At 67.6% G+C, this 26,752-nt stretch carries 29 protein-coding genes and 1 pseudogene; 18 read left to right on the top strand and 12 right to left on the bottom strand.

Features of this window, described 5'->3' with window-relative positions:
• Window positions 1-131: 131 nt before the first annotated feature.
• Entirely contained in the window at window positions 132-506 is a 375-nt protein-coding gene (locus ACGF7Y_RS33985; protein ID WP_393241301.1) for a nitroreductase family protein, read from the top strand.
• A gap of 23 nt (window positions 507-529) precedes the next feature.
• Here ACGF7Y_RS33985 and ACGF7Y_RS33980 read toward each other — a convergent pair whose 3' ends face one another.
• Window positions 530-1,078, bottom strand: a complete 549-nt coding sequence (locus ACGF7Y_RS33980; RefSeq protein ID WP_393241298.1) for a TetR/AcrR family transcriptional regulator — start codon at window positions 1,076-1,078, stop codon at window positions 530-532.
• A gap of 125 nt (window positions 1,079-1,203) precedes the next feature.
• Between ACGF7Y_RS33980 and ACGF7Y_RS33975 the strand changes: the two genes are divergently transcribed.
• Both ACGF7Y_RS33975 and ACGF7Y_RS33970 read left to right on the top strand, forming a co-directional pair.
• Window positions 1,204-1,734 (top strand): hypothetical protein, encoded by a 531-nt coding sequence (locus ACGF7Y_RS33975; RefSeq protein ID WP_393241295.1) that lies wholly within the window; start codon window positions 1,204-1,206, stop codon window positions 1,732-1,734.
• A gap of 134 nt (window positions 1,735-1,868) precedes the next feature.
• Window positions 1,869-2,324 carry a hypothetical protein gene (locus ACGF7Y_RS33970; protein ID WP_393241292.1) on the top strand — a complete coding sequence of 152 codons (456 nt, stop codon included), beginning with the start codon at window positions 1,869-1,871 and terminating at the stop codon, window positions 2,322-2,324.
• A 127-nt stretch (window positions 2,325-2,451) separates the two neighbouring features.
• Here ACGF7Y_RS33970 and istB read toward each other — a convergent pair whose 3' ends face one another.
• Together istB and ACGF7Y_RS33960 are read right to left on the bottom strand one after the other, a co-directional pair.
• Window positions 2,452-3,228, bottom strand: a complete 777-nt coding sequence (istB, locus tag ACGF7Y_RS33965; RefSeq protein WP_393241289.1) for an IS21-like element helper ATPase IstB — start codon at window positions 3,226-3,228, stop codon at window positions 2,452-2,454.
• Between the two features lie 21 nt (window positions 3,229-3,249).
• On the bottom strand, window positions 3,250-3,972 hold the full coding sequence (locus ACGF7Y_RS33960; RefSeq protein ID WP_393241286.1) for an SDR family NAD(P)-dependent oxidoreductase: 723 nt from the start codon (window positions 3,970-3,972) through the stop codon (window positions 3,250-3,252).
• A 160-nt stretch (window positions 3,973-4,132) separates the two neighbouring features.
• Between ACGF7Y_RS33960 and ACGF7Y_RS33955 the strand changes: the two genes are divergently transcribed.
• Window positions 4,133-5,155: a sigma-70 family RNA polymerase sigma factor gene (locus ACGF7Y_RS33955; RefSeq protein WP_393241284.1), complete on the top strand. Its 1,023-nt coding sequence runs from the start codon at window positions 4,133-4,135 to the stop codon at window positions 5,153-5,155.
• Window positions 5,156-6,468: 1,313 nt separating this feature from the next.
• Here the strand turns inward: ACGF7Y_RS33955 and ACGF7Y_RS33950 are convergent.
• Entirely contained in the window at window positions 6,469-7,422 is a 954-nt protein-coding gene (locus ACGF7Y_RS33950; protein WP_393241281.1) for a pentapeptide repeat-containing protein, read from the bottom strand.
• Between the two features lie 283 nt (window positions 7,423-7,705).
• Window positions 7,706-7,936: a hypothetical protein gene (locus ACGF7Y_RS33945; protein ID WP_393241278.1), complete on the bottom strand. Its 231-nt coding sequence runs from the start codon at window positions 7,934-7,936 to the stop codon at window positions 7,706-7,708.
• Window positions 7,937-7,956: 20 nt separating this feature from the next.
• On the opposite strand from ACGF7Y_RS33945, the pseudogene ACGF7Y_RS33940 reads away from it, so the two are divergent.
• Window positions 7,957-8,823: pseudogene (locus tag ACGF7Y_RS33940) on the top strand (AarF/UbiB family protein); the annotation flags it as partial.
• A gap of 355 nt (window positions 8,824-9,178) precedes the next feature.
• Window positions 9,179-10,045, top strand: coding sequence for a BTAD domain-containing putative transcriptional regulator (locus ACGF7Y_RS33935; protein ID WP_393241275.1), 867 nt, complete (start codon window positions 9,179-9,181; stop codon window positions 10,043-10,045).
• A gap of 64 nt (window positions 10,046-10,109) precedes the next feature.
• Here the strand turns inward: ACGF7Y_RS33935 and ACGF7Y_RS33930 are convergent, their stop codons facing one another.
• Window positions 10,110-11,459 carry an acetyl/propionyl/methylcrotonyl-CoA carboxylase subunit alpha gene (locus ACGF7Y_RS33930; RefSeq protein WP_393241272.1) on the bottom strand — a complete coding sequence of 450 codons (1,350 nt, stop codon included), beginning with the start codon at window positions 11,457-11,459 and terminating at the stop codon, window positions 10,110-10,112.
• A 10-nt stretch (window positions 11,460-11,469) separates the two neighbouring features.
• Window positions 11,470-13,161 carry an acetyl-CoA carboxylase carboxyl transferase subunit alpha gene (gene accA / locus ACGF7Y_RS33925; RefSeq protein ID WP_393241269.1) on the bottom strand — a complete coding sequence of 564 codons (1,692 nt, stop codon included), beginning with the start codon at window positions 13,159-13,161 and terminating at the stop codon, window positions 11,470-11,472.
• 200 nt (window positions 13,162-13,361) lie between these two features.
• On the opposite strand from accA, the gene ACGF7Y_RS33920 reads away from it, so the two are divergent.
• From ACGF7Y_RS33920 to ACGF7Y_RS33890, 7 genes are all read left to right on the top strand, one after another.
• Window positions 13,362-14,630 (top strand): beta-ketoacyl-[acyl-carrier-protein] synthase family protein, encoded by a 1,269-nt coding sequence (locus ACGF7Y_RS33920; RefSeq protein WP_393241266.1) that lies wholly within the window; start codon window positions 13,362-13,364, stop codon window positions 14,628-14,630.
• Complete coding sequence (locus ACGF7Y_RS33915; protein ID WP_393241263.1) at window positions 14,627-15,865, top strand: ketosynthase chain-length factor; 1,239 nt, start codon at window positions 14,627-14,629, stop codon at window positions 15,863-15,865. Before ACGF7Y_RS33920 ends, ACGF7Y_RS33915 begins: the two co-directional genes overlap by 4 nt.
• Entirely contained in the window at window positions 15,862-16,116 is a 255-nt protein-coding gene (locus tag ACGF7Y_RS33910) for an acyl carrier protein (RefSeq protein ID WP_220135886.1), read from the top strand. The genes ACGF7Y_RS33915 and ACGF7Y_RS33910 overlap by 4 nt, the downstream gene beginning before the upstream one ends.
• 67 nt (window positions 16,117-16,183) lie before the next feature.
• Window positions 16,184-17,122: an aromatase/cyclase gene (locus ACGF7Y_RS33905; RefSeq protein ID WP_393241260.1), complete on the top strand. Its 939-nt coding sequence runs from the start codon at window positions 16,184-16,186 to the stop codon at window positions 17,120-17,122.
• Entirely contained in the window at window positions 17,119-18,045 is a 927-nt protein-coding gene (locus tag ACGF7Y_RS33900) for an MBL fold metallo-hydrolase (protein ID WP_393241257.1), read from the top strand. Before ACGF7Y_RS33905 ends, ACGF7Y_RS33900 begins: the two co-directional genes overlap by 4 nt.
• Entirely contained in the window at window positions 18,033-19,295 is a 1,263-nt protein-coding gene (locus ACGF7Y_RS33895; protein WP_393241254.1) for an FAD-dependent oxidoreductase, read from the top strand. Before ACGF7Y_RS33900 ends, ACGF7Y_RS33895 begins: the two co-directional genes overlap by 13 nt.
• A gap of 2 nt (window positions 19,296-19,297) precedes the next feature.
• The gene (locus ACGF7Y_RS33890) at window positions 19,298-20,059 is read left to right on the top strand and encodes an alpha/beta fold hydrolase (RefSeq protein ID WP_393241252.1); all 762 of its coding nucleotides are present in this window, start codon (window positions 19,298-19,300) and stop codon (window positions 20,057-20,059) included.
• A 107-nt stretch (window positions 20,060-20,166) separates the two neighbouring features.
• Here ACGF7Y_RS33890 and ACGF7Y_RS33885 read toward each other — a convergent pair whose 3' ends face one another.
• On the bottom strand, window positions 20,167-20,541 hold the full coding sequence (locus ACGF7Y_RS33885) for a winged helix-turn-helix transcriptional regulator (protein ID WP_393241249.1): 375 nt from the start codon (window positions 20,539-20,541) through the stop codon (window positions 20,167-20,169).
• 101 nt (window positions 20,542-20,642) lie between these two features.
• Here ACGF7Y_RS33885 and ACGF7Y_RS33880 point away from each other — a divergent pair, with 101 nt between their 5' ends.
• Both ACGF7Y_RS33880 and ACGF7Y_RS33875 read left to right on the top strand, forming a co-directional pair.
• Window positions 20,643-21,137 carry a luciferase family protein gene (locus tag ACGF7Y_RS33880; RefSeq protein ID WP_393241246.1) on the top strand — a complete coding sequence of 165 codons (495 nt, stop codon included), beginning with the start codon at window positions 20,643-20,645 and terminating at the stop codon, window positions 21,135-21,137.
• A gap of 29 nt (window positions 21,138-21,166) precedes the next feature.
• Window positions 21,167-21,556, top strand: coding sequence for a lipocalin-like domain-containing protein (locus ACGF7Y_RS33875; protein WP_393241243.1), 390 nt, complete (start codon window positions 21,167-21,169; stop codon window positions 21,554-21,556).
• A 9-nt stretch (window positions 21,557-21,565) separates the two neighbouring features.
• Here ACGF7Y_RS33875 and ACGF7Y_RS33870 read toward each other — a convergent pair whose 3' ends face one another.
• Complete coding sequence (locus ACGF7Y_RS33870) at window positions 21,566-22,057, bottom strand: acetyl-CoA carboxylase biotin carboxyl carrier protein (protein ID WP_393241240.1); 492 nt, start codon at window positions 22,055-22,057, stop codon at window positions 21,566-21,568.
• A gap of 15 nt (window positions 22,058-22,072) precedes the next feature.
• The gene (locus tag ACGF7Y_RS33865) at window positions 22,073-22,855 is read right to left on the bottom strand and encodes an SDR family NAD(P)-dependent oxidoreductase (RefSeq protein ID WP_393241237.1); all 783 of its coding nucleotides are present in this window, start codon (window positions 22,853-22,855) and stop codon (window positions 22,073-22,075) included.
• A 173-nt stretch (window positions 22,856-23,028) separates the two neighbouring features.
• Here ACGF7Y_RS33865 and ACGF7Y_RS33860 point away from each other — a divergent pair, with 173 nt between their 5' ends.
• Window positions 23,029-23,448 (top strand): nuclear transport factor 2 family protein, encoded by a 420-nt coding sequence (locus ACGF7Y_RS33860; protein WP_393241234.1) that lies wholly within the window; start codon window positions 23,029-23,031, stop codon window positions 23,446-23,448.
• A 38-nt stretch (window positions 23,449-23,486) separates the two neighbouring features.
• A complete protein-coding gene (locus ACGF7Y_RS33855; protein WP_324197551.1) occupies window positions 23,487-24,095 on the top strand; it encodes a malonic semialdehyde reductase in 609 nt (202 codons plus the stop codon).
• An 86-nt stretch (window positions 24,096-24,181) separates the two neighbouring features.
• On the opposite strand, the gene ACGF7Y_RS33850 is transcribed toward ACGF7Y_RS33855, so the two are convergent.
• Together ACGF7Y_RS33850 and ACGF7Y_RS33845 are read right to left on the bottom strand one after the other, a co-directional pair.
• Window positions 24,182-24,487, bottom strand: a complete 306-nt coding sequence (locus tag ACGF7Y_RS33850; RefSeq protein ID WP_393241231.1) for a hypothetical protein — start codon at window positions 24,485-24,487, stop codon at window positions 24,182-24,184.
• Between the two features lie 513 nt (window positions 24,488-25,000).
• On the bottom strand, window positions 25,001-25,381 hold the full coding sequence (locus tag ACGF7Y_RS33845) for a hypothetical protein (protein ID WP_393241229.1): 381 nt from the start codon (window positions 25,379-25,381) through the stop codon (window positions 25,001-25,003).
• Window positions 25,382-25,684: 303 nt separating this feature from the next.
• Between ACGF7Y_RS33845 and ACGF7Y_RS33840 the strand changes: the two genes are divergently transcribed.
• The gene (locus ACGF7Y_RS33840) at window positions 25,685-26,752 is read left to right on the top strand and encodes a serine hydrolase domain-containing protein (protein ID WP_393241226.1); all 1,068 of its coding nucleotides are present in this window, start codon (window positions 25,685-25,687) and stop codon (window positions 26,750-26,752) included.

Below are 26,752 nucleotides of genomic sequence, written 5' to 3'. Positions count from 1 at the left end.
CGCTGCGACGTCCTGTTCGCCATGCTCCGCAACAAACAGCCCTACCGGACACCCGCAACCTCAGCAGCTTGACGAACACGATAGGGACACCCCCCCGCCTGGCCTCGCCGTACCGGGAACGCCTGACGGAGATGGGAGCTCGTCGATACGGTGCGCTCGGTATCGCCCACGACGACACGGAAACCCGGGCACGGGTTCGGGCCGGGAACTGTTTCGGCGCTTCCACGGCGCTGTTCTGCTATCTCGACCGCAATATGCCTGCGCCGCAATGGGTGGACGCGGGCATGTACCTGCAGACCGTGCTGCTGCTGCTGCGCTCGGAAGGGCTGCACAGCTGCACCCAAATCGCGTGGGCGGAGTACCACCGCACCGTCGACGAGGTGATCGCGCCACCCGCGGAGCGATTACTGTTCTGCGGCATGTCCATCGGCTTCGCGCACCCTGCCGCGACGCACCCCTACCTACCTCGAGCTCCCCTGGCCGAGACAGTGACATTCCTGGAATGATCCGCCGTCCGAACGGGTGAGCCTTACCCCAGGACCAGGCGGGCGGCGCTTTCGATGATCTGGGCACGGGTGCCAGTTCGGTGGTCGGCGGCGATGAGGTGATCGGCGATCACCAACGAGAACGCCAGCATGCTGCGGGCCTCGACGTCACGCGGATCGTTGCTGATCGTGCCGATGAGATCGCGCAGGTAGTCCATCCGGCGATTGTCGACACGCTTTAATCGTTCAGCCACCATGGGTTCCCGGCGGGCCCATTCCCGTACGGCGAGATCGATGGGGAGTAGTTCTTTCGAGAAGGTCAGCCTGCCGGCCTTGCGGACCTTGCTCTTGGCGTCGCCGCCTTCCCGTTCGACGCGGTTTCGAACCTCCTCGATGCTGCGGTGCTCCCAGGTGTCGAGGACAGCGTCGAGCAACTCCTGGCGGCCGGAGAACTGTCGATAGAATCCGCCTCTTGTCACACCCAGTTGCGCTGCAAGGGTTTCGACACGGACAGCATCGGGTCCCAACTCGGACAGGGTCGCCAAGGCGGCGTCGATCCAGGCTTGACGGGGCGTCCGCACCGGAGGGGCCATCGGCAGTCAACCAATCAGTCGAAGGTTCTTGATTACCCCACCCACTATAGATACAGTACTGTTCCGCATCTATCAGGGGTGGTCCTACACCGTTCGCTGGCGAGACCGAGTGACAGGAGTGTCGTATGACGCACCGTGAGGTAAACGAGGAATGTGCCGACGCTATGCGATTGAGAGTCGACACAGTGGATATCGGCGCCGAGACGGTTGCATTCAGCACGTTGGCCGACATTCAGCACAGCGACGCGCATCTGCTGAGCGCCGATCGCGCTGTCGAGCGCCCGGCCGAGCAATGGGCTCGGGCAATCATGGAGGACGTGCCCGCTGATATGTGGGCGACACTCGAACGGGCGTGGCAGGTTATTGCGCTGCGCCGGGCCCCCGTTGGTACCGCACACACCATTGCGGGGTGGCCGATCGTGCACGCCAGCCCGGAATGTGTTCTGCTGCAAGCCGAGTCTGCCTTCGGTTTCGAAGGGCAGCTACTGTTCCGGTGTAGCGATAGCGGCGTGTTGTTGGCGACCTTCGTTCAGTTTCACGACCCGGGCGCGCGGACCATATGGGATCGGGCACTGCCGGCACACCTGGGGTTCGTGCGTTCGCTGCTGGAGGCCCAGGCCTGCCGGCTCGCGGACACCTCGCGAGACGCCGAGTGACCGTTAATCTTCCGATCCACCGAGCAGGGAATCGACCGGCCGGATACCCAGCAGCCTGCGCCTTCCACCTCTGAAAGGATCGACGTCGTGAACACCGCCCACCACCCAGACCAGCTGTGAGCCATGGGAATCGTATGATGTCCACCGAAAACAGAGACGCCGTGCCAGGCCGGGCGGCGCTGCGCCTTTCAGCAGTACTACTGATGGGCGGGAGTCTCCACTTCATCGCCCCGAGGTTCTTCGATGGCATCATTCCGCCTGTGCTGCCGGGCAATCCACGCGCGTACACTCGCGTGTCCGGAGCAGCTGCACTCGGTGTCGGCACCGGCCTGGCCATTCCCCGAACCCGCCGAATCTCCGCCTTCCTCGCGCGGATATTCTTCATAGCCGTCATGCCGGCCAAGATCCAGATGGCCGTCGACTGGTTACACAGCGACACCAAAACCCGGGCCGTCAAGATCGCTGGCATCATCCAGCTGTTCTGGCAGATCCCCCTCATCACCGAAGCGCGCAAAGCCCAGGGAACCGAGCCGATTTTGCCCGCGTTGAGCACGGCGCGGGCCGTGCGGCCGCACTCTGGCAACAGTTGAGTACAAGCGAGCGATAATCCGCTTATCGAGCGGTCGCAGGCATTCCGCGCCGCATGAAAGTGGTTTCCTCCGGGTGGCGGAGCAGGGCGCATCCCCTAGTTTCGCCGGACGGGCCGCAGAGTTCGGCTTAGCGTTGGCTGCGGGTGTGGGTGAGTCGGTAGGAGTCGGTGCCGGTCTCGAGGATGTTGCCGCCGAAGGTGAGCCGGTCGACAATCGCGGCACAAAGCCGGGGGTCGGTGAACGTCTTCGGCCATGAGGAGAAGCTTTCGTTGGAGGTGATCGCCACACTCGCTTTCTCCTCGCGTTCGGTCAGAACCTGGAACAACAGTTCCGCCCCGCGCTTGTCGAGTTCCATATAGCCGAGTTCGTCGAGGCAGATCAGATCCACCCGCCCGTAGCGGGCGATGGTCTTGGACAGCTGTCGGTCGTCGGCGGCTTCGACGAGTTCGTTGACCAGTTTCGACGCCAGGATGTATTTCACCCGGAATCCCTGCATGGCCGCTTCGGTGCCCAGCGCGATCAGCAGATGCGATTTGCCGGTACCGGAGTCGCCGATCAAACACAGCGGCATCCCTTTGCGGATCCAGTCGCATTTGGCGAGGGTGGAGATCACTGCTGGGTCGATGTTGGTGTTGGCGTCGAAATCGAACTCCCGCAACGACTTCTGCCGCGGGAATCCCGCGTATCGGATGCGGCGTTCACTGCGGCGGCGGGCACGGTCGTCGCATTCGGCCATCAGTAACTCGGCTAGGAACCCGCGGTAGGACATCTGCTCGCGGGCGGCCCGGTCGGCGACGTCGGGAAACTGTGCACGCACGGTCGGCAGCCGGCACGCGGTATCGACCGCGCCGCCGGCTCCGTAGAGGACGGCGTTCTTGTCCTCGAGCAGCAAATTCGTGCTCATTGATGTGGTCCGCCCTTTCTGTTACGGGTTCTGTGCCGCGTAAATCAGCGCCGCGTTCTCGCGTTCGAGCGCCTTGACCGTGCCGCCGTTCCAGCCGTCGGCGAACGCCTGCGAGAAGGGGTCGGGGAAGATTTCGTCGTGGCCCTTCTCCACTCCGTCGAAGATGGCTTGGGCAACTGACGATGGTGACGCCTTCGGGATCGGGAGATCGCGCACCATGTCGGTGTCCACGGGGCCGGCCAGCACGGCGTGGACATGTACGCCCTGACCGGCGAGGGTGGCACGCAGGGACTGTGTCATGGAGAACGCGGCGGCCTTGGAGATCGAGTAGCCAGGACTGACTGGCAATGCCGCCAACGCCGCCATCGACACCACGTTGACGATCGCGGCCCGCGACTCGATGAGCCGGGGCAAGAGGGCCTGTGTGACGCCGTACGGGCCGAAGAGGTTGACTGCGAGATACTGCTCCAGGGCGGCGCGATCAGCAAGGTCTTCGTAGCCTCCCAGGCCCGCATTGTTGACAAGGACATCGAGCGAAGCAACGGCCTCGCCAGCGGCGGCGATCTGTTCGGCGTCGGTCACGTCCAGGGCCAGGGGCGTGACGCGCTCGTCGGGGTGAGTCAGGGGCTGCCGTGTGCCTGCGTAGACCCGTGTGGCGCCCCTGCTCAGGGCTTCGTCGACCAAAGCCCGTCCGAGGCCTCGGTTGGCTCCGGTCACCAGAACCGTTTTGTCCGCGAGAGTCATGTGTTCTCCTATCAGGCGAATGTGAACCGTCGATGGTGCAGACACCGCGACCTCCGAGAAAATGGGCGGGCATGGAGCGCCCAGTTTGCGGCCCGGGCAGTGTCACCACACAGAGAAGACCGACAGCGGCGAGCCTGACACCAGGTAGGGGTGATGACACGTGACCGCGAGCGACCTGATCGCGAGGGCGCGGGCTGGGGACGACGAGGCGTTCCGACAGCTGACCGAGCCACACCGGCGGGAGCTGCACCGACACTGCTATCGGATGCTCGGCTCGTTCCAGGACGCCGAGGACGTGCTCCAGGACACGCTGCTCGCGGCGTGGCGCGGTCTCGACCGGTTCCAACGGCGTTCCTCGATCCGCACCTGGCTGTATCGGATCGCCACCAATCAATGTCTTAACGCGCTTCGCTCGGCCAGCCGGCGCCCGGCAAAGGAGTGGGATGTGCCCGAGATCGAACCCCCAGAGCCGACCCGGCGTGGCGAGGTGGTTTGGCTGGAGCCGTATCCGAACGGGCTCCTCGACCCTGCGATCGCCATGCCGCTCGGCCCGGAAGCCCGCTATGAGCAGGCCGAGTCCATCTCGTTGGCTTTCATCACCGCGCTGCAGATCCTCCCCGCGCGCCAGCGCGCCGTTCTGATCCTGCGCGAGGTGCTCGGATACCCGGCAGCCGACGTCGCGGACATGCTCGACTCGACGGTCGAATCGGTCAACAGCGCCCTCAAACGAGCACGCGCCACGCTGCAACGGCGACTCCCGTCGAGTACGGACGCCGATTCGCCTCCCTCGCCTCCCTCGCCCGCCTCACCCGCCGAACAGGCACTCGTAGCGAGGTTCGCCCGCGCCTACGAATCCGGTGATATAGATGCCTTGGTCGCCCTACTCACCGACGACGTTCGCATCTCCATGCCGCCTATGCCCCTCGAATATGTTGGCCGCGACGCCGTCGCCGGCTTCTACGCCGCGCTCATGAGCGCCGACCGGACGTACCACATGATGCCTACGCGGGCCAACGGCCAACCGGCATTCGGGACCTATTTGCGCTCGGCAACCGACGGCATCCGGCGCGGGACCGGACTTGTCGTCCTCACGCTTGCCGGCGACCGGATCAGTGCCGTGACCCGTTTCGACAACAGCGTATTCCCGTGGTTCGGGCTCCCCCGATCCCTTCCCCACCGCTGATTTCTGCCATCAGCCGCATCCCACGAAAGCCGGATCAATGATGATGGCCACGCACGATCAGACACGCCTCGGAAACCGAAAAAGACCCTCTGTGAGAACCTCCAAGCGGGCCATCTGACCTGGACTCACGCAATCGCCTGTACCTAGTGACAGCAGTATCACCGACGCCCCGAGTCCTGGGTCTCCTCCAGCAGGCCGCCAGGCTGGGCACGCCCGCGCATCAATCACATCCATGCCCGGCCCCGTCGACCTGCTCCGACCGGCAGAGCCCCCGTGCTGTTGCGGCAAGACCAGATTCGCAAGTCCGAGTGACCGCCCCGGCGCCGGCCGGGGCGGCTCACGGAGCCATCGCCCCGGTCGGCGCCGGGGCGAGGTCGAGTTCGATGTGGTATCACGCCCAGGCCGATTCGGCGCTACCGCCGGATTCCGCGCCACTGCTCCTCACGCCCCGATCAGCGTTCGGCGCAGCCATGCTGTGCGTGTTCGGCGGGCGGCCGCGGACAGTGCGGTTCGGGGAAAGAGGGCGTCGAAACCGTGGAATCTGCCGGCCCGGACATGGAGTTCGGCTCGGCCGCCCGATGCCCAGATGTGGCCGGCGAACTCGACATCTTCTGCGCCTCCCACTTCTCGAACGCGGCCAGATCCGCACCGACCAGCTCACCGGCCGAGACCACCAGCGACTCGAACGGAGCCACTTCCCTGACCGGAACCACCACGGGCCTGCCCGACGCGGTTCGTGCTGCTATCAGTGTGACCCTGATCGGCCCGCCCGTCGACGGACGCGGCCACCGTTGGCGTGCCGTGAGCACCTGGTCGACTTCCTCGCGGGTCCACACCCCGCAAATGCGATTCTGCCCAGTCAGCCAGCCGGTAGGGCATGGTGGGGCACCATAGCCCAACCCCCGACAGGTCGCGATGTCCGGAAGACGGACCGCGACCGCCGCGACGGCGGAACATGTCTCTATGTGGAAGAGACATGTATTCCTGGGTAACCGCGTTCCATCCCCACCGCAGGCCACCGGGTGATTCCGCTCTACGAGCCGTGGGTCGAATTGACCACCCCACAGAGTTGCCCACGGAATGCGCCACCGAATGCCCACGGAAAAATCCTCGCCCTCGACCGGGATGGCAAAAATCCGCCAGGCGTGTCAGCCGAACAGGTGGGCGCGCGATCTGTCTCGAATCCAAGGTTCTGAGCCTGTCGGCGTTGCGCGTTCGTACAGCCTGGGGCGAGGCCCGATTCGGGGTACCCGCCCCCGATAGGGAGCCGTGCGGAGTCCGGGTGAAGTACCTGGCGTGCGTCTGGGCGGACGTCAGGGTGGGGTGAAGCCGTCAGGCCACCGGGTTTGAAAGTTGTATACCACCCCGGTGAGGTTGGCACCGGTCAGGTTGGCGCCGGTGAGATCGGCATTGGTGAGATCCGCGCCGGTAAGATCCGCGTGGAGCCAGGCACCGGCGAGGTTCGCGTCTTCGAGATTCGCGCCGGTCAGGTTCGCTTCGGTGAGAACGGCGTTGGTGAGGTTCGCGCCGAAAAAGTCCGCGCCGGTCAGGTTCGCTTCGGAGAGGATTGCGTCAGCGAGGTTCGCGCCGAGCAAATGGGCGCTGGCGAGGTTCGCCTCGGCGAGGCGCGCGCCGGGGAGCTGCGCGTACCGGAGCCCGGCTCCGGTGAGGTTCGAGTAGGCGAGATCCGCGCCAGTGAGCAGGGCGAAAGAAAGGTCCGCCTCTGCGAGATCCGCGCGGGTGAGATCCGAGCGTGGAAGGACTGCATTCGACAGGTCGGCCCCGGCGAAAGAAGCAGCAGGTCGGTCATCGGAGAGGGAGAGCGTCGCCCGCGGCAGGCAGGCTTGGTGGAGATCCAGGGCTTCTACCGGGTCGTCATTGACGGTGTCTCGGCGCGCAATCACGGTCAGGGCAGTTTGGAGATCGACGGGTGTGGCGAGAGCGGCGGGCCGGGGATCGGTGGCCGCATCGGCTCTGCACTTCTCATTGCCGGCGTGGGCACGGATAAAGGTGCCGAGAAGAGCCAGAATGGTCGGGTGGTCGGCCGGTGAATCCTTCGCCAGCCGTTCGAAAAGGTAGATACCCGAAACGCGCACGGTGACCTGGTCGGACGCCAATTGTTCGGCGGCGAGGCGGAACCGGTCGGTGACCGCAGTCTGCTGGGATTGGGATTGCTGGTTGTTGGAGACCTTCAACGACTGACCGGAGAACCAGAGGGCAGCGACTGCAGCCACGGACGCACCGAGCGTGGCTGCGGTTGTCGCCATCGCCGCCAGTCTCGACCAGCCCGACCAGTGCAGAAACCTGCTCAGCCGAGACGGCGCAGCCGCCGGTTCCGGCGGAAGCGGTGGTCTCAGTGAGCGGCCCCGGCCTGCCACGATGGGACGGGTACGAGCGGGTGCACGATTCCCCGTGGACATCAGCATCCTTCCGAAATAGTTCCCTGCCAACGTATCCCAGTCGCGACCCGATGAGCGTGTTGTCGCGAAGGTCTGGGCATCCTGTCGAGGAGGTCGACCGCCAGGAGTAACGACATGGCCACCGATCGGCCTACCGGAGGAGGCCATTTCGTGCTGATGTGGCTGCCGCCTGGCTCACCGCCCGCAACGCCGAAATGATCTCCGCGATCGCCGCCCGCCGCACCGAAACCGCCGCGCACGAATCCCCTGCATCGGACGCCAGCAGCACAAGCTCTGCGGAGCGCGCGATTGCATCGACCGGTCGGTCAGTGCTGTCGCCGGTGACGCCGCGTCCGGTGTAGGACACCTCGGCGACCACCATCGCGACGGGAAGTGCTCGGCAAGCTGTGGAAAACCGTCCTGCCGAGCGCCGCCGACACCGCCGTGCTGGACGAGATCGCCCGTAACATCGGCAACGAACTCGACTACCCCCGCGAGGCCCGGACCCAGCACCGGGTAGCGATGCGCTACCGCGACCACCCCTTCATCACCGTGCCCGACAGCATCGAAGAGCACTGCACGCGAAGCGTTCTCGTCTCCGAGTACGTCGAAGGCGGTGACTTCCAGCGGATTCGATCACTGCCCGCCGCCGAACGCGATCGCATCGGCGAGTTGATCTACCGCTTCTACATCAGTGCGCTGTTCCGCGACAACGAGTTCTGCGGCGACCCGCATCCGGGCAACATCCTGCTCGCCGCCGACGGCCGGCTGGCGTTCGTCGATTTCGGGCTCTACGACCACATGGACCCCGTGCACGTGGACTTCGAGCGCGCGTGTCTGCGGGCCGCCGGTGAACACCGCGCACGAGACCTGTACGACGCCTGGGTCGGACGCGGCATCATCGACCCGGACGCGGGAGTCACCACACAGGAATGCCTGGATTATGTGTGGGCCGCCGCGGGATGGCATCTGCTCGACGAACCGATCACCGTCACACCCGAGGTCGCCACCGGCGCGGTCATCCTCGCCATCGACCCGCGAGCCGCCGAGTTCAAAGGTATGCGCCACCAACTACTCCCGGCCGAGCACGTCTTCTCCCGCCGCGCGGACCTGTTCACCTTCGCCGCGCTCGGCCAACTCCACGTCACCAACAATTGGCATCGCCTCGCGCGGGAGTGGCTCTACCACGAGCCCGCCACCACCGACATCGGCCAGGCGATCGAGCAGTGGCAACGCACTCGGAGACAGAGCGGTGCCGCGGGCGGCTGACCGGCAGCATCGTGCCGCGCCATCCGCACGGGATCGTCAGGCCCGACGGCCGTCGACGCGGCGGGGCGCGCGCCGCCCGGGTCGACGGCGGCTGCCTCGCCGAGGTCACCCCGCCTTGCGCGCCGGGCGAGCACGCGCCGAACTCGCCACAACCGAGTCGGGCGCAAATAACGGGCGAATCTCCTTGCGACAAAGGAAAATTCGTCACGGCAGCGCCATTAGTTAACTCCGATATTACTCAGGATTCATGGCGTCGATACGGATTTCTCGCTACTGTTGACGGAGCCTACAAAGCGGTGGGAATCGAGAATCTCACGTCGGCCGGGGGAAATAGTCGCCCGTAGGAGAGTTCCCAGTGAAGTATCCAGTTTGCGCTCGCGTGCTAGGTCCATTGACTCTTGCTATCAATAATCACAACGCGACACCGACTGCACAGAAGCAGCGGCAGTTGCTGGCATTGCTCTTGATCCGGCACGACACCGTTGTTCCGGTGACGACCTTGATCGAAGAATTGTGGAACGACGATCCGCCGCGCAGCGCGGTGACCGTCGTGCAGACCTATGTGCTCGGAATTCGCAAGAAGATGGCGGCGCAGCTCGGGGTGGGGCAGGCAGAGGTGGCCGAACGTTTTCTCCGTACGTGCAGCAAGGGCTATTCCTTCGACGTCAAGGACTGCGTGTTCGATCTGCGCGACTACCAGTCCATGTCCGGAGCCGCCCGATGCGCCGTCAAGACCGGCGACGACCAGCGGGCGGTGGATCTGTTCAGCGCGGCGGAGGCACTGTGGAGCGGCCCGGCGCTGGTGGATGTGGAGGCCGGTATCCCCCTCGCCGCCGAGATATCGCATCTGGACCATCTGCGGCTGACCAACATCGAGCTGCGCGTCGAGGCGGAGTTGCGGCTGGGCAGGCATCGCGAGGTGTGTCCCGATCTGGCGCGGCTGGCCATGCAGCATCCGCTACACGAGCGTCTCCAGGCCTACTACATGTTCGCCCTGTGCCGCTCGGGCCAGCGCGCCCGCGCCCTGGCCGCCTATCAGGATTTCAGCAGGTCCATGCAGGGTGAGCTGGGGTTGGATCCGTGCCAGAAGCTGCAGAAGCTGCACCAGGACATCCTGGCCGCCTCCGACGTCTCGGTGAGCGCGATGCTCAACAGCCGTCACGCCGGTTATCTGATCGGCTGGCACTCCCCCGAGTCCCGCACCCCCGCCGAGACGGCTTGACGCCGCTCGCCGTGCGCGAAGCCCGGCCGTGAGCCGCGCCGGGCCGGGCGAACGTCCGGCGCGCTCATCCCCGCCCGAGGAGTTCGTCCACCAAACCGGTGGTGTGCGTCGCGGCGCGCATCGCCGGGTGGTCGAGCACCTCGCGCAGGAAGTCCCGGGTGGTCGCGACGCGGGTGCCGGAGATCCGGAATTCCTCCAGCGCCCGTCGCATGCGGGCCAGCGCCCGGTCACGGTCCGGCGCCCACACCACCAGCTTGGCCAGCAGCGAATCGTAGTGCGGGGGTATCGAATAACCGGCGTGCGCATGGGTGTCCACGCGGACGAAGGGACCTCCGGGCGGCATGAATTCCGCCAGGACTCCCGGGGCGGGCGCGAATTCGGCGGCAGGGTCTTCGGCATTGATCCGGCATTCGATCGCCGCGCCCCGCAGGATGATATCTTCCTGCACGATGCCGAGGGGTTGCCCTGCCGCGACACGAATCTGTTCGGCGACCAGATCTATGCCTGTCACCATTTCGGTTACCGGATGTTCGACCTGAATACGGCAGTTCACCTCCATGAAATAGTGATTACCCTCCTGATCGACCAGGAATTCCACCGTTCCAGCACCGGTATAACCGGCCTCCAACACACCGTTCACGGCGGATCTGCCCATTCGATCGGCAAGACCTTCCGGCAGCAGCGCAGCCGGCGATTCCTCGATCAATTTCTGATGCCTGCGCTGCACCGAGCAGTCGCGTTCCCCCAGGTGCACGCCGTTGCCGTGGCCGTCACACAGCACCTGGATCTCGACGTGCCTCGCCGCGGCGAGATACTTCTCCAGATATACCCGGCTGTCGCCGAACAACATTCGCGCCGTCGCCCTGGTCTCCTGATAGGCAGGCGGGAACGCCGCGCTCTCGTGCACCACCTGCATGCCGCGCCCACCTCCGCCCGCCGCCGCCTTGATGATCACCGGGAAGCCGATCGAATCCGCGAGTGCGTGCGCCTCGTCGAGTTCGAGCGGATCGAGGCTGCCCGGCAGTAGCGGCAGCCCCGCCTTCGCCATCAGCGTGCGCGCCGACTGCTTGTCACCGAGCTGGGCCATCACGTCGGCGGGCGGCCCGATCAGTGTGATGCCTGCAGCGCGGCAAGCGTCGGCGAAATCCGGTGACTCCGAGAGGAATCCGTACCCGGGATGGATCGCGTCGGCACCGGTGAGCTCGGCGGCGGCGAGGATCGCCGCGGCGTTCAGATAGCTGCGCTTGGCCGCGGACGGGCCGATCTGCACCGCCTCGTCGGCGAAACGCACCACCGCCGATTCGGCATCGGCGACCGAGTGCACCGCCACCGTGCGCACGCCGAGCTCACGGCAGGTACGCGCGACGCGCAGCGCGATCTCGCCGCGGTTGGCGATCAGGATCTTCTCGAACATGGCGCCACTCCTACGCGACCGACCGGACCAGGACCTGCTGCCGCGCACCGAACCGCCGGAAGCGGGCGCGGCGCTCGTCGGCCAGCTCCGCACCGCTGCGCCCGGCCAGCTCGCCGAGGGTCGCGGCCAGGGCGCGGTGCAACTGCTCGGCCGCGGCCACGGGAGCCGCGCCCACGTCGTCACCCGGTTCGGGCAGGACCGCGTCGACCACCCCGAGGCGCAGGAGGTCACGGGCGGTGAGCGCCAGCGCGGCCGCGGCCCGGGGCGCGGCCGCAGGGTCGTTCCATACGATCGCCGCGCAACCCTCCGGGCTGATCACCGAGTAGGTCCCGTTCGCGAAGATCAGCACCCGGTTGGCCACGCCGAGCGCCAAAGCCCCGCCGCTGCCGCCCTCGCCGATCACCACACTGATCACCGGTACCCGCAGTGCGGACATCAAACGGATGTTCTCCGCGATGACGATCGCCTGCCCCTGCTCCTCAGCGGTCGCGCCCGGGTACGCGCCGGGCGTGTCGATCAAGGTGATGACGGGCAGCCCGAGCTTCTCGGCCAGCCGCATGAGCCGTGCCGCCTTGCGATAACCGGCCGGGGTCGGCATGCCGAAGTTGCGCTCCATCAGCTCCTTCGGATCGTGTCCCTTCTGGTGGCCGATCACCATCACCGGTCGCCCGGCCAGCCATGCCGTTCCACCCACCACCGCGGCGCAGTCGCCCGAGATCCGGTCACCGCGCAACTCGCGGAAGTCGTCGAAAGCGAGTGCGAAGTAGTCGAGCGCGGTCGGGCGCTGTGTGGACCGTGCGCGGCGTACCTGCGTCCAGGGCTCGGTCGCGGGGACGCGGGCGGGATCGGTGATCGCTCCCGCGTCCACGGGGATGCGGGTCTCGGCCGGATCGACCGGGCTCGCGGCCCGCAGCAGCGCGCCGAGCGCCTGGCGCAGGTTTGCGCGCGGCACGATCATGTCGATCAACCCGCGTTCCAGCAGGAATTCGGCGGTCTGGAACCTCGGCGGCAATTCCTGCCGGATGGTCTGCTCGATCACCCGGCGCCCGGCGAACCCGAGACGCGCGCCCGGCTCGGCGATCAGCACGTCGGAGAGGGTGGCGAAGGAGGCGGCGACGCCGCCGTAGGTGGGGTCGGTGATCACGCTGACGGTGAGGATGCCCGCTCGGTCCAGCTGCTCCAGCGCCGCGCTGGTCTTGGCCATCTGCATCAGCGCCAGCGGCCCCTCCTGCATCCGGGCGCCGCCCGACGCGGTGACGATGATCAGCGGGATACGGCGGGCCAGCGCCGTTTCGGCGGCAGCGGTGATCATCTCGCCCACCGCGATACCGAGACTGCCCCCCAGGAAGCGGAAGTCCATGGCGGCGATCACCACCGGCCTGCCTTCGATCGCGGCCAGCGCGCACAGCACCGCGTCGGGCATGCCCGTGCGGGCACGAGCGGCGGCCAGCCGGTCCGGGTAGGACTTGGTGTCGGTGAAGGTCAGCGGGTCGTCGTCGGTGGCGGCGACCGGCAGCGGCTCGAAGCGTCCCTCGTCGGCGAGCTGTCCGACGCGCTGTTCGGCGGTGATCGGCGTGTGCCTGCCGCATTCGCCGCAGACACCCAGGTCGCGGGCGAACCGTTTGCCGTACAGCGGGATCAGGCATGCCGGGCAGAGCACCCAGTCCGCGGCGGCGCCCTGCCTGCTGTGTGCTGACTTCATCACGCGTGTCTCCTTGCTCGGGGAACGGGTGATCGATCCGGGCAGCGCCGGCCGGGGCGATCACAACGACAGCGTGCACCCCGCCGCTCGAGAACAACTCGATTCGTTCGCTCGAGCGATGTTCGAGGGCCGTCCTCGATGCTCGGTCACACCATCGAAGGGAGAATCGCCATGAACACCAATGCATCCGGTGGTGCGCGATGAGCCGCCGCGTTGTCGTCACCGGGCTCGGGGTCCGCGCGCCCGGCGGGTCGGGCAAGGACGAGTTCTGGAAGCTGCTGTCGGAGGGCCGTACCGCGACGCGCCGGATCTCGTTCTTCGACCCCTCACCGTACCGGTCCCAGGTGGCCGGCGAAGCGGACTTCGACCCGGAGCGGGAAGGTTTGTCGCCCAGGGAGATTCGGCGCATGGACCGTGCGGTGCAGTTCGCCGTGGTGTGCGCGCGGGAGGCGGTGGCCGACAGCGGGCTCGACTTCGCTGCGCTCGATCCGCACCGGCTCGGCGTGAGCCTCGGCAGTGCGGTCGCCGCGGCCACCAGCCTGGAGCGGGAGTACCTGGTGCTGTCGGACTCCGGCAAGAACTGGCTGGTCGACGAGATGTATCTGTCCCCGCACATGTTCGACTACATGATTCCGAGCGTGATGCCCGCGGAGGTGGCCTGGAGCGTGGGGGCGGAGGGGCCCGTGGCGATGGTCTCCAACGGGTGCACGTCGGGACTGGACTCGGTCGGGCACGCGGTGCAGCTGATCCGGGAGGGCTCGGCCGACGTCATGGTGGCGGGCGCGTCGGACACCCCCATCACACCGATCGTGGTGGCCTGCTTCGACGCGATCAAGGCGACCACACCGCGCAACGACGCGGCGGAAGTGGCCTCCCGGCCGTTCGACAATTCGCGCAACGGGTTCGTCCTCGCCGAGGGCGCCGCGATGTTCGTGCTGGAGGAATACGAGAGCGCACGCAAGCGCGGCGCGCACATCTACGCCGAGATATCCGGGTACGCGACTCGCTGTAACGCCTATCACATGACGGGTCTCAAGGCGGACGGTCGCGAGATGGCCGAGGCGATCCGGGTCGCGCTCGACGAATCCAGGATCGACCCGACCGGCGTGGACTACATCAACGCGCACGGTTCGGGTACCAGGCAGAACGACCGGCACGAGACCGCAGCGGTGAAGCGCAGTCTCGGCGCACACGCCTACGCCACGCCGATGAGCTCGATCAAGTCCATGGTCGGGCACTCGCTCGGCGCGATCGGATCGGTCGAGATCGCCGCCTCGCTGCTGGCGCTGGAATACCAGGTGGTGCCGCCGACGGCGAACCTGCACGAGCCCGACCCGGAGTGCGATCTGGACTACGTTCCCCTGGTCGCCCGGGACCACCGGATGGACACGGTGCTCACCGTGGGCAGCGGGTTCGGCGGATTCCAGAGCGCGATGGTGCTGCGCAAGCCGGAGGCGGTGGCGGCATGATGCTGGTGACCGGAATGGGCGTGCTCGCGCCGAACGGACTCGGCGTGGAGCGTTTCTGGGATGCCGTGCTGGCCGGACGCGGGGGCATCGCGCCGCTCGCCCGGTTCGACACCAGCCGCTCGGCGGCGCGGCTGGCCGGCCAGGTGACCGATTTCGACGCGGGTGAACACCTGCCGAGCCGGTTGCTGCCGCAGACCGACATCTCGACCCGGATGGCGCTGGTCGCCGCGCAGTGGGCGCTGGACGACGCGAAGGTCGACACCACGACGATGACCGATTACGACATGGGCGTGGTGACCGGGAACGCCTCCGGCGGCTTCGAATTCACGCATCGGGAGTTCAACAAGCTGTGGTCGCTCGGCTCCGAGCACGTCAGCGTGTACGAGTCCTTCGCGTGGTTCTACGCGGTGAACACCGGCCAGATCTCCATCCGGCACGGCATGCGCGGGCCGAGCAGCGCCTTGGTCGCCGAGCAGGCCGGCGGACTGGACGCGATCGGGCATGCGCGCCGCACCGTCGGACGCGGGACGCCGCTGGTGGTCACCGGTGGCGTCGATTCGGCGCTGGACCCGTGGGGCTGGGCCTCGCACGTGTCCAGCGGCGCGGTGAGCACCGCGACCGACCCCGAACGCGCCTATCTGCCGTTCGACGCCGCCGCCGCCGGATACGTGCCCGGTGAGGGCGGCGCGATGCTGGTAGTCGAGGACGCCGCCGCGGCGCGGGCCCGTGGTGTGCCGAAGGTGCACGGCGAAATCGCCGGATACGCTTCCACTTTCGACCCGCCACCGGGCTCGGGGCGCCCGTCGGGTCTGCGCCGCGCCGCCGAGCTCGCGCTGGCCGACGCCGGGATGACGCCCGGTGACATCGATGTGGTGTTCGCCGACGCCTCCGGCATACCCGAGCGCGATCGCGACGAGGCCGCCGCCATCGAGGCGATGTTCGGGCCCGGCGGCGTTCCGGTCACCGCGTCGAAACCGCTGACCGGACGCCTGTTCTCCGGTGCGGGTCCGCTCGACATCGTGACAGCGCTGCTGGCGATGCGCGACTCGGTCATCCCGCCGACCGCTCACACCACCACGCTCGCCGAGAACTACCGGATCGATCTGGTCCTCGGCGCCCCGCGCACCGCCACCGTCGGCGGTGCGCTCGTCCTGGCCCGCGGGCGCTGGGGTTTCAACTCCGCGGTCGTCGTGCGCGCCGTATCCGACCGAGTACTCCCAGGGAGCGAATCATGACCATGACCATCACCGAACTACGCCGGATTCTCGTGGACTGCGCGGGCGGCGAGGACCTCGCCGAACTCGACGGCGACATCGCCGCCGCGGAATTCGAGGAGCTGGGCTACGACTCGCTCGCGCTCATCGAGACCGCGGCGCGGATTCAGCGCGACTTCGGCGTCACGATCCCGGAGGAGCAGCTCATCGAGGTCAAAACGCCGCAAGAGCTGGTCGACATCGTGAACGCTCAGCTGCGGGGCGCGGCGTGAGCGTCAGGCCCGAGGGCGGCAGCGCGGGTGACCACGCGAGGTCCGCACCAGCCGAGGAGGACAGAGCATGAACACCAGCGTGATGAGCCACACCAAGGTGGTGCACGCCGCGCCCCAGGTCGTCTACGACCTGGTCGCCGACGTGACCAGGTGGCCGGTGATCTTCGAGCCGAGTGTGCTGGTGCGCCACCTGCACCGCGGGCCGGACGAGGAGCGCTTCCGGCTGTGGGCGACCGTCGGTGGCGCGGTGCGGAACTGGACGTCGCGGCGGGTACTGGACGCCGGGCAGCGCCGCATCGCCTTCGAGCAGGAACGCAGCCAGGCGCCGATCGCCTCGATGGGCGGCGGTTGGTCGTGCCGCGAGATCGGCCCTGGCACGACGAAAGTGACGCTGGATCACCACTTCACGGTGGTGGACGGGGTCGAACCCGAGCAGGTCGCCGCGTCGGTGGACCGCAACAGCGAGACCGAGCTCGCGGCGCTGGCCCGCATCGCCGAACTCGGCCACCCGGTGCACGAGGTGATCCACACATTCGAGGACACAGTGCCGCTGGAGTGCTCGGCCGCCGAGGCGTACGACTTCGTCTACCACAGCGAACGCTGGCCCGAGCAGGTGCCGCACGTCGGCCGCATCGATCTCACCGAGGACTCCGAGGGCGTGCAGCTGATGGAGATGGACACGGTGACCGCCGGCGGGATCGCGCACACCACCAAGTCGATCCGGGTGTGCTTCCCCGGCGAACGGATCGATTACAAGCAACTGGTGCCGCCCGCGATACTGTTCGGCCACAGCGGCGCCTGGGAATTCGCCGACGGGCCGGACGGCGCCATGGTGACAGCACGGCACACGGTGGCGATCAATCCGGCGGCCGCGCGCGAGATACTTGGCGCGACCACCGATCTCGCCGACGCCCGCGCGTATCTCACCGAGGCGTTGTCGAGCAACAGCCGCAACACGCTGCGGTGCGCGGAGCGCTACGCCGCGACGACGAAGTCGCCGACATGACAGCCACCGAGACGGCGGCCGTACCGCTTGTGCACGAGGTCGCCGACGGCGTCTACGCCTACACGCACAGCCGGGGCGGCTGGTGTGTCAGCAACGCCGGGGTGCTGACCGGGCCGGAGGGCGCGGTGGTGATCGACACGCTGGCGACGGAGGGGCGCACCCGGGCCCTCGTCGAGTTCGTAGACGGGCTGGACACCGGCCCGGCGCGCACCGTCGTGAACACCCATCACCACGGCGACCACAACTTCGGCAACCACCTGTTCGGGCCGACCGCCGTCGTCGTCGGCCACGACCGGATCCGGCCCGAGATGATCGAGACCGGGCTGGCGCTGACGAAGCTGTGGCCGGACGTCGAGTGGGGCGATGTGCGGGTCACGTTGCCGAGCATCACGTTCAGCTATCACCTGACCCTGCACCAGGGCGAGCGCCGGGTGGAGCTCATCCACTTCGGGGCCGCCGCGCACACCACCAACGACGTAGTGGCGTGGCTGCCCGAGGAACGCGTGCTGTTCGCCGGGGACCTGGTGATGGCGGGCGCGGCGCCGTTCTGCCTGATGGGGTCGGTCAGCGGTTCGATCACGGCGGTCCGGCGGCTGGCCGCGCTCGGCGCGGAGACGGTCGTCGCCGGGCACGGCCCGGTCACCGGGCCGGAGATCTTCGACCAGACGCTGCGGTACCTGCACTGGGTACAGGACCTGGCGGCGGAGGGACGCGCGCTCGGTCTGACGCCGCTGGCCATCGCGCTGGAGGCCGACCACGGCGAGTTCGCCGAACTGGTCGATCAGGAGCGGTTGGTCGGCAACCTGTATCGCGCGGACGCGGAACTGAGCGGCGGCCGGCTCGGCGAGCCATTGGACGTGCTGGCGATCTTCGACGAGATGGTGCTCTACAACGGCGGGCAGGTGCCGGCATGCCTGGCCTGAGCACCGCATCGGTGCGGGTCTGCGTGATCGGCGGCGGCCCCGCCGGACTGATGACGGGACTGTTGCTGGCGCGTTCCGGCGTGGACGTGCTCGTGCTGGAGAAGCATCCGGATTTCCTGCGGGATTTCCGCGGCGACACGGTGCACACCTCGACGCTGCTGGCGATGAACGAACTCGGCTTGGCCGAGGAGTTCCTGGCGCTGCCGCACGTCGAGCTGCCCCAGCTGCCGATGGCGACCGCCACCGGGCCGGTGGTGTTCGCGGACTTCAGCGCCCTGCCCGGGCCTTTTCCGTTCGTGGCGTTCATGCCGCAATGGGACGTGCTGAATTTCCTCGCCGAGGCCGCCGGCCGCTACCCCGGCTTCCGCCTCGTCCAGGAGGCGGAGGTCACCGAGCTGGTCCAGCGCGACGGCACGGTGGTCGGAGCACGCGCCAGGACGCCGGACGGACTCCTGCGGATCACCGCCGACCTGGTGATCGCCGCTGACGGACGGCACTCGATCGTGCGCAGGTCGGGTCTGCTCGAGGTCGCCGCCAGCGCCGCGCCGATGGACGTGCTGTGGTTCCGGGTGAGCAAACCCGATGGCGGTCGTCTGCCCACCGTGCGCAGCGGGAAAGGGTTCTTCATCGTCTGTATCGATCGCGGCGATTATCTTCAGGTCGCGTACATGATCCCGAAGGGCGGCTTCGCGACGATCCGGACCGCGGGGTTGGCGCGGTTCCGCGCGGATCTGGCCGCCATCTATCCTGCGCTGGCCCCACATCTGGAGGCGGAGATCTCGGATTGGGGCGACGTGAAGCCGCTCGACGTCCGGGTGGACCGGCTGCGCCGCTGGTACCGGCCGGGGCTGGTGGCGATCGGGGACGCGGCGCACGCGATGTCCCCGGCAGGCGGCGTCGGGATCAATCTGGCCGTGCAGGACGCCATCGCGGCCGCCCGGCTGCTGGCGCCGATCCTCGCCACGGGCGCGACTCCGACCACGGCCCAGCTGCGCGCCATCCAGCGCCGCCGCCAATTCCCCATGCGCGTGGTGCAATTCGCGCAATTGCGCCTACTGGCCGACCTGTACCCCAGCGCGGGACGGGCGGGAACCGACAAACCGCTGCTGGTCCGGCTGCTCCGCCGTTTCCCGCGCCTGCCCCGGCTGGTGGCCCGGGTGATCGGCCTCGGTGTCCGCCCCGAGCCGGTGCCGCCCGCCGTCACTTCGACCGAAACCACCTCGGCCCTCACGAAACCCAGGGAGAACTGATCGTGTCGACCTACTTGCTCATCCACGGCGCCTTCCACGGCGGATGGGTCTGGCAGCGGGTGACCCCCCTGCTCGAAGGCGCGGGCCACCGCGTCCTTGCACCTTCGCTGGTCGGTCTCGGCGACCGCGCGGCCCTGCTCAGCGCGGACGTCGGCCTCGACACCCATGTACGGGACCTGATCGATCTGGTCACCTCCGAGGACCTGACCGATGTAGTCCTGGTCGGGCACAGTTACGGCGCCATCGTCGTCACCGCCCTGGCCGACGCGGTGCCGGACCGCATCGCCGAACTCGTCTACATCGATACCTTCGTGCCCCGCGACGGCGAAGCGGTGGCCGACATCATGCCCGGCATGGTCGAGGCCTTCGCCGCCGCGGCGGCCGCCACCGGCGACGGCTGGCGGGTGCCGCCGCAAACCGAACCGGCAGGCGACGGCGGACTGTACGGGGTCACGGAGGAACCCGACATCGGCTGGCTGGCAGCCATGCAGACACCGCAATCGCTGAAGTCCTTCCTGCAGCCGATGACCTTGACGGATCCGGAGGCGCTGGCGGCGATTCCGGTGACGCACGTCTACTGCAGCGAAGGCGGCGAGGACTTCAAGGCGATGCGCGCGGCCATGCCCCGCACCTTGCCGCCCGCCGACCTGTCCCCCGACCGCCTCCACGTGCTCCCCACCGGGCACGACTGCATGATCACGATGCCGCGCGAATTGGCCGGGTGCCTGCTCGAGCTCTCCGCTCGCCCAGCGCCGGCGCCGTGAATATTTGGCTGGTGAGCGGAACGGCCGCGGCGCCGATCCCGATCGGATGGTGACGCCGTAGCGCAGCCGCGCTCGGCGTCCCTCCGGGACGGCCGGAAGCCGAGGGATCAGCCCGGAGTCCCGGCGGCGTCATAGGCGGCGCGCGCCGCGAGAACCTCGCCGAGGTGTTCGCCGGACCAGGCCACAATGGTGCCGAACACCGGAGTCAGCGTCCCGGCCAGCGGGGTCGCCTCGTACTCGACGCGCGGCGGGACCTCGGGGTGATAGGTGCGCGCGACCAGGCCGTCGCGTTCGAGCTGACGCAGGCGCTGGGTGAGGACCTTGGGGGTCAGGCCGGGAATCCGCTGTTGCAATTCGGTGAAGCGCAGCCTCCCGTCGTGGATGAGGACCCAGAGGACCTGGGTGGACCAGCGGCCGAACACCAGGTCGATGACCGGCGTGATCGGGCAGGGGTCGATGGGCGTTTCAGGCGGGGTGGTCATACGTCCTCCCGGTAAGTCACTTTCCCCTTGGTTACTACTATACTTTGGAAAGTAACGTGTCCCAGGTTCGCACATACGCGAAATCCGAAGGGAGCACAGTCATGACTACGTCAATGGCGGCCGGGCGCCTGGACCTGCCGCGCCGCTGCGGCGACCGGCCCAGCACCCGCGAGCACAATCCGCATCAACAGCTCAGCCAGATCGCGCCTGTCGAGTTGCAAGAGGAACTGTGGTCGCGGATGAGTGCGCTCGACGACGTGCTGCTCGGCCACAGCGGAGTATCCCTGCCCGACACCCGGGCCGTGCACCTGCGGCCGACGATGGCCCAGGGGCCCGACGAGGCGTACCTCGCGGGCACCGAATTCGCCCACCTGCACGGGCACGGCGACGGCAGCCTGCACATGTGCCTGCCGAAAGACGTCGTGGCGCAGGCGGTCCGGCAGGGCTGGGCCGAACCGCATCCGATGGCCCGGCAGGGCTACCTGCCCGGGACACTGGTGATGGTCTACGGGCCGCGCGACCGGGCGGAGCTGGACGTCGTCTGGCAGCTGGTGCGGATCAGTCACGGCTTCGCCCGCCACGCGGCTACAGCGTGATTAGAGCGACTGCCGCCATCGTCGGTGCCATGAACGCGACCGATCTTGTGGGTACCTGGGAACTGGTGTCCTACTACGACATCGACGAGCAAGACACGACCAGCCGAGGGCCACTCGGCGATTCGCCGCGCGGACTGTTGATCTACGGCGCGCACGGTTACATGTCGGTGAGCATGATGCGCACCGACGGTGCCCTCGGCGCGAACCCGTTCATGGGCTACGCGGGCACGTGGCGGCGGTCCGGCACCGAGGTGGTGCACGCGATCAGCGTCTGCTCCAACCCCGCGTGGGCGCAGACCGAGCAGGTGCGGCAGATGTCGCTGGACGGCGACGTGCTCACGCTGATCGGCTCCGCACAGGTCGGCGGGCGGACGCAGCGGCGGGTGCTCACCTGGCGCCGCAGCGGTCCGCCCGCCTGAACCACGTTGTCATTCTTGAGAATACGAGAACAAGGGCTCGTCGAATTGAACCGGTTCGTTGTCTTCCTTGAGTATCCCGGTGATCACCCCGCCCGCCTGGGCGGTCACCGGGATCATCAACTTCATCGCCTCGACGATGGCGATCTGCTGCCCGGCGCTGACCCGGTCGCCGACCTCGACGAACGGATCCGCACCCGGCTCGGGGCACCGATAGAACACGCCGACGCTGGGCGCGCGCACGACCGCGCCGAGCGCCGGAACATCCGGGGCGGCAACGGTTTCCACCGTAGCCGCCGCGATCGCCGCGGGGACGGCCTGCACGGCCGCCTGCCATTCGGCCTCCACGGTCACCTCCCCCACCTGGAATCGCAGCGCGCTCGGCTGCTGCGGGAAACCCGCGAGCAATTGCAACGCGCCGGTCTGGATCGCCTCCAGCACCCGGATATAGTCCTCGTGCCCCGTGGCCGGGGCATCGGCGGTGTTCTCGTCCACTGCGGTCATTGCCGTCGCTCCTTGTCAGTAATTACCGAGACCGCCACAGACGTTCAGCGCCTGTGCCGTGACCGCGCCGGCGCCCGGACCGATCAGGTAGTCGACCATCGCCGCGACCTCGAACGGTTGCACGTAGCGACCGATCGGCACCCGCGCGCTGACCCGGGCGTGCACCTCGTCGGTGTCGACACCCCACAGCCCGGAGTAGACCTCGCGCACACGCTCGGCCATCGGCGTCTCCACGAACCCCGGGCATACGGCGTTGACCGTGATGCCGGTCTTGGCCAGTTCCAGCCCGAGCGCCTTGGTGAAGCCGACCACCCCATGCTTGGACGCGGAGTACGGGGCACCGTGCACGACGCCCTGTTTGCCGCCCGTGGAAGCGATGTTGACGATCCGCCCGCTGCCGCGTTCGAGCATGCCGCCCGCGTTCAGCACCGCCTTGGTCATCAGGAACACGCTGTTGAGATTGGTGTTGATCACGTCGAACCACAGTTCGTCGGTCACCTGGGCGGTGACGCCGCCGCCGCTGCGGCCCGCGTTGTTGATCAGGATGTCGATCGGGCCGTAGCGCCGCACGCCCGCGTCGACGTACTCGCGAACCTGCGCGGCGTCGGCGACATCGCAGGTGGTGCCGTCCACCTCGTGCCCCTCGTCCTGCAGGCTTTTCACCGTATCGGTCACCCGCTGCTGGTCGCGAGCGCAGAGGAACACCGCGATGCCCTGGGCCGCCAGGCTTTTGGTGATCTCCAGGCCCATTCCGCTGGTCGCTCCGGTGACCAGCGCGACGCGCCGATTTTCCGCCATGACTCCTCCATCGGTATCTCTTCCGAACTCGCCGGGCTTTTCGCTCACCAGGGTCGACCGGCGTCCTATAGATCCGGTCAACTGCCGGTGGCGAATCGCGGCTCAACCGAGGCTCTAGCGGCGTCGACCACTGTGGCGTGCAGCCGAGCCCCGCCGCACCCACAGGAGCAACCATGACCACCGTCGCCAGCCGCACCGAGTTGTACGCCGAGGTCCAGCAGTTCTACGCCGAGCAGATGCAGCGGCTGGACAGCCGCGATATCCCCGGCTACGCCGCGACCTTCACCGAGGACGCGGAATTCGAGCACACGCCGGGCATCCCGCCCGCCCGGACCAGGGCGGGCATCATCGCGGACCTGGTCGAGTTCCACAAGCGCTTCGAGACCGACCCGATGCAGCGCAGGCATTGGTTCAACATGATCAACCTGCAACCACAGGAGGACGGCACCATCATGTCCACCGCCTACTGCCTGGTGGTCAAGATCCGCCCGAACAGCAAGCCGGAGATCGCGCCGAGCTGCGTCGTGCACGACGTGCTTGTCCACGTCGACGGCGCGTTGCTGACCCGGTCGCGGCGTGTCGCCCACGACTGATTTCGATTGTTCCCGACCACTATTCGAGGAGAACCCACGTGAATTCCGTTCAGCCAGCCCTGCTCACGCTCGCCGCCGACGCCCAAGACCTGTTGTTCCGGGAAGCCCGCACGGCGAACACCTTCACCGATGAGCCGGTCACCGACGAACAGATCCGCGAGATCTACGAACTGGTCAAATACGGCCCCACATCGATGAACCAGCAACCGCTGCGGATCGTTCTGGTGCGCGGCGCCGAGGCTCGCGCCAGGCTGGTCACCCACATGATCGACAACAACAAGCCGAAGACCGCCGCCGCGCCGCTGTCGGCGATCCTGGCGGCCGACCTGAACTTCCACGAGAACCTGCCCAAGGTGTTCCCGCACGCCCCCGAGGCCAAGGAGTACTTCGCCGATCCGGATCAACGCGCCGAGTCCGCGCGCGCCAACACCTTGATCCAGATCGGCTACTTCATCCTCGGCATCCGAGCCGCCGGCTTGGCGGCGGGCCCGATGAACGGTTTCGACGGCCCCGGCTTGGACAAAGACTTCTTCCCGGACGGAGACCACACCGGCCTCGTCGTGGTCAATATCGGCAAGCCGGGCCCGGACGCGTGGTTCCCGCGTTCACCGCGACTGGACTACGACGAGGTGGTCAGCACGGTCTAGGGCGTCGGTGCGGGTGACCTGGCGCGTCACTCGCGGCCTCGCACGCCGGTGCGCCGTTTGTTAGATCATGTGCGTGCCCCAGCCGCTCAGCGCGGCGCCATGTAGCCCGTATAGACGGCGATCAAGAGCAGGCCGTACTCGTGAACCCAGCCGCTCAACGAGCCCGATGCGACAAGCCCGAGGCGGAGCAGCACGGCACCCACCACGACAGCGGGCACGCCCAGCGGCGCGAGGTCGTCGTCGACACCCGCCTGCTGCCGCGTCGAGGCGCGGTGACCGGGGCTCCAGCCGCCGCCGCGCCCTGACCTGTCGTCGTGCGATGCATGGGCGGAAACTTCTGGCGCCCCGGACGCCAGAATGAAACGTATGCGCTTCACCACCCCGACCGTCATATTGATGATGGCGGCAGTCCTGCTGACAGGACGTACGTCCTGGCCCGCGTTGTCGAATGGCTCGAAATATCGGGAGACACGACCCAACGGCCGCGGCTGCTAGAGCAGGGCCCCGCCGGTGGCGTCGAGGAGCTGGCCCGTGACCCAGCCACACAGTCGGCCCGCCGCCACAGGATCCAACCACGCGGCGGGCCCACTCATGCCATCGCACTGTAGTGCCGCTGGGCGTTCGTTGGTCGACTGTCCGAGACCTGGCTCGGATCGACTGGGTGGTACGGACCTTCGCTCGCAACCATGGGGCTGCGACAGGGGTACTCGTACAGGGGCCACAGCTCCCAGACCTGACCACGGAAAGTGGGCCAGAACCGAACTGTGACGTCAGTTGTTCGCGAATTCTGGTGGCGTGTGGCCACCTACACCACTTCGAAGATGTTCACGAATGACGACGGCAGGGGTCCCGTCCGACTCAGCCGAGCATCCACCACCTCCCTTGAACGCACGGTAATGGCTCCATTACCGTGCGGTGCGGTGGTTCGTAGCCACGGTTGTGTCCGGCAGAGTGGTGTACCAGCGACTTCGAAGCGACCCAAGCTGGGTGTCTTTCAAGCATTTGCTGCAAGTGAACAGCGGGACTGCTGACTGCTCCGCAGCGACGATACGCTTCAGCCGGTCTCGGTCCAGCTCGCTGCTGCGCGCGGCGAGGAACCGCACGACCAGCGCCCGGCGTTCGGCGGTGTCCAGCGGCTGGACGGCCAGCCGCGGCCAGGAGGGATCGAGCGCGTCGAAGACGGGCCCCGGCGTCGTGGACACGACCAGGCACACCCGGGGATCGGCGCAGGCGGGGATCCAGGTGAGGTCGTCGCCGCCGTCCAGCTGGTTGACCGCATGGATCACCAGAACCGGTGCGCCGGCCCGCCGGCCAGATGCAGTGGCACAGCGGCGTTCGACGGATTTGCCATCGGTGGATCTCCCTTCCCTGGATCACCGTGCCAGGATGCGAGACAATTCACGAACAAACAGTCTTGTTCTAACCGGCGCCCTCAGCCTCTCATCGAACTCCCCAGCTCAGCGCAGTGGAAAAGACTTCGTCGGCGACGCGCTGTGAGCTCCGTCCGCTCGCGGATCGCGCGGCTGGCGGCCGTCGCGGTGAGTGAAAATCATTCGTTCGCTTGTGAAAGTGCGGTCTAGGGTGCGTACGTGACTACGGAGGTGCGGGGTTCATACGACGCGCGATTCGCCGGTGTCGCCGAGGCGCTCGCGGCCTCGCTGGACGTCGATGACGTCGGCGCGTCGGCCGCGGTGTTCATCGACGGTGAACCGGTAGTCGACATCTGGGGTGGCTACGTCGACGCCGATCGCGGTGCGGCGTGGGAGGAGGACACCATCGTCAACGTCTTTTCGACGACCAAGACGATGGTGGCGTTGTGCGCGCTCATCTTGGCCGACCGTGGCGAACTCGATCTGAACGCGCCGGTCGCCGGATATTGGCCGGAGTTCGCGGCGGGCGGCAAGCAGGACGTGCTGGTGCGGCACCTGCTCGGCCACACAGCGGGCCTGCCGGTGTGGCACGACCCGATCACCGCCACCGACCTGTATTCCTGGCCGACCGTCACCGCTCGCCTGGCCGGGCAGTCCCCGGAATGGGAGCCGGGCACCGCGGCCGGATATCACTCGATCACCTACGGTTTCCTCCTCGGCCAGGTCATTGCCCGGGTGACCGGACGCAGCGTGGGCGCCTTCCTCGCCGAGGAGGTGGCCGCCCCGCTCGGTGCGGATTTCCATATCGGGCTCGCACCAGAGCACGACCATCGGGTCGCCACGCTCATCCCCGATCCCGCTGGGGACCGCCCTGAGGGATTCCCGGTCGGGGTGTCCGACGCCAACACCCTCGCGTGGCGGCGCGCGGAGATCCCGGCGATCAACGGGCACGGCAACGCACGCTCGGTCGCCGCGATCCAGTCGATCCTGGCCTGCGGCGGCGGCATCCGCGGTGTCCGCCTGCTGTCCAGGACCGGTTGCGAGCGCGTGTTCGACGAACAGTTCCGGGGCGAGGACCGAATCCTGGCGCAGCCGATCCGATGGGGCCTCGGCTACCGGCTCGAGGGTCGCACGTGCTCGTGGGGCGGGTGGGGCGGATCCCTGGTGCTTGTCGATATGGAGCATCGGATGACGGTGTCCTATGTGATGAACCAGGTGTTGTGGAGCGACGACAATGCCCGGGCCCTCGGCATCCTGATGGCCGCCTACGACGCCGTCACCAGCTGA

The sequence above is a fragment of the Nocardia sp. NPDC047654 genome (assembly GCF_043205035.1).
Classification (GTDB): Bacteria; Actinomycetota; Actinomycetes; order Mycobacteriales; family Mycobacteriaceae; genus Nocardia.
The sequence above is the reverse complement of the archived record's forward strand: the minus strand, read 5'-3'. Positions and strand labels throughout refer to the sequence as shown.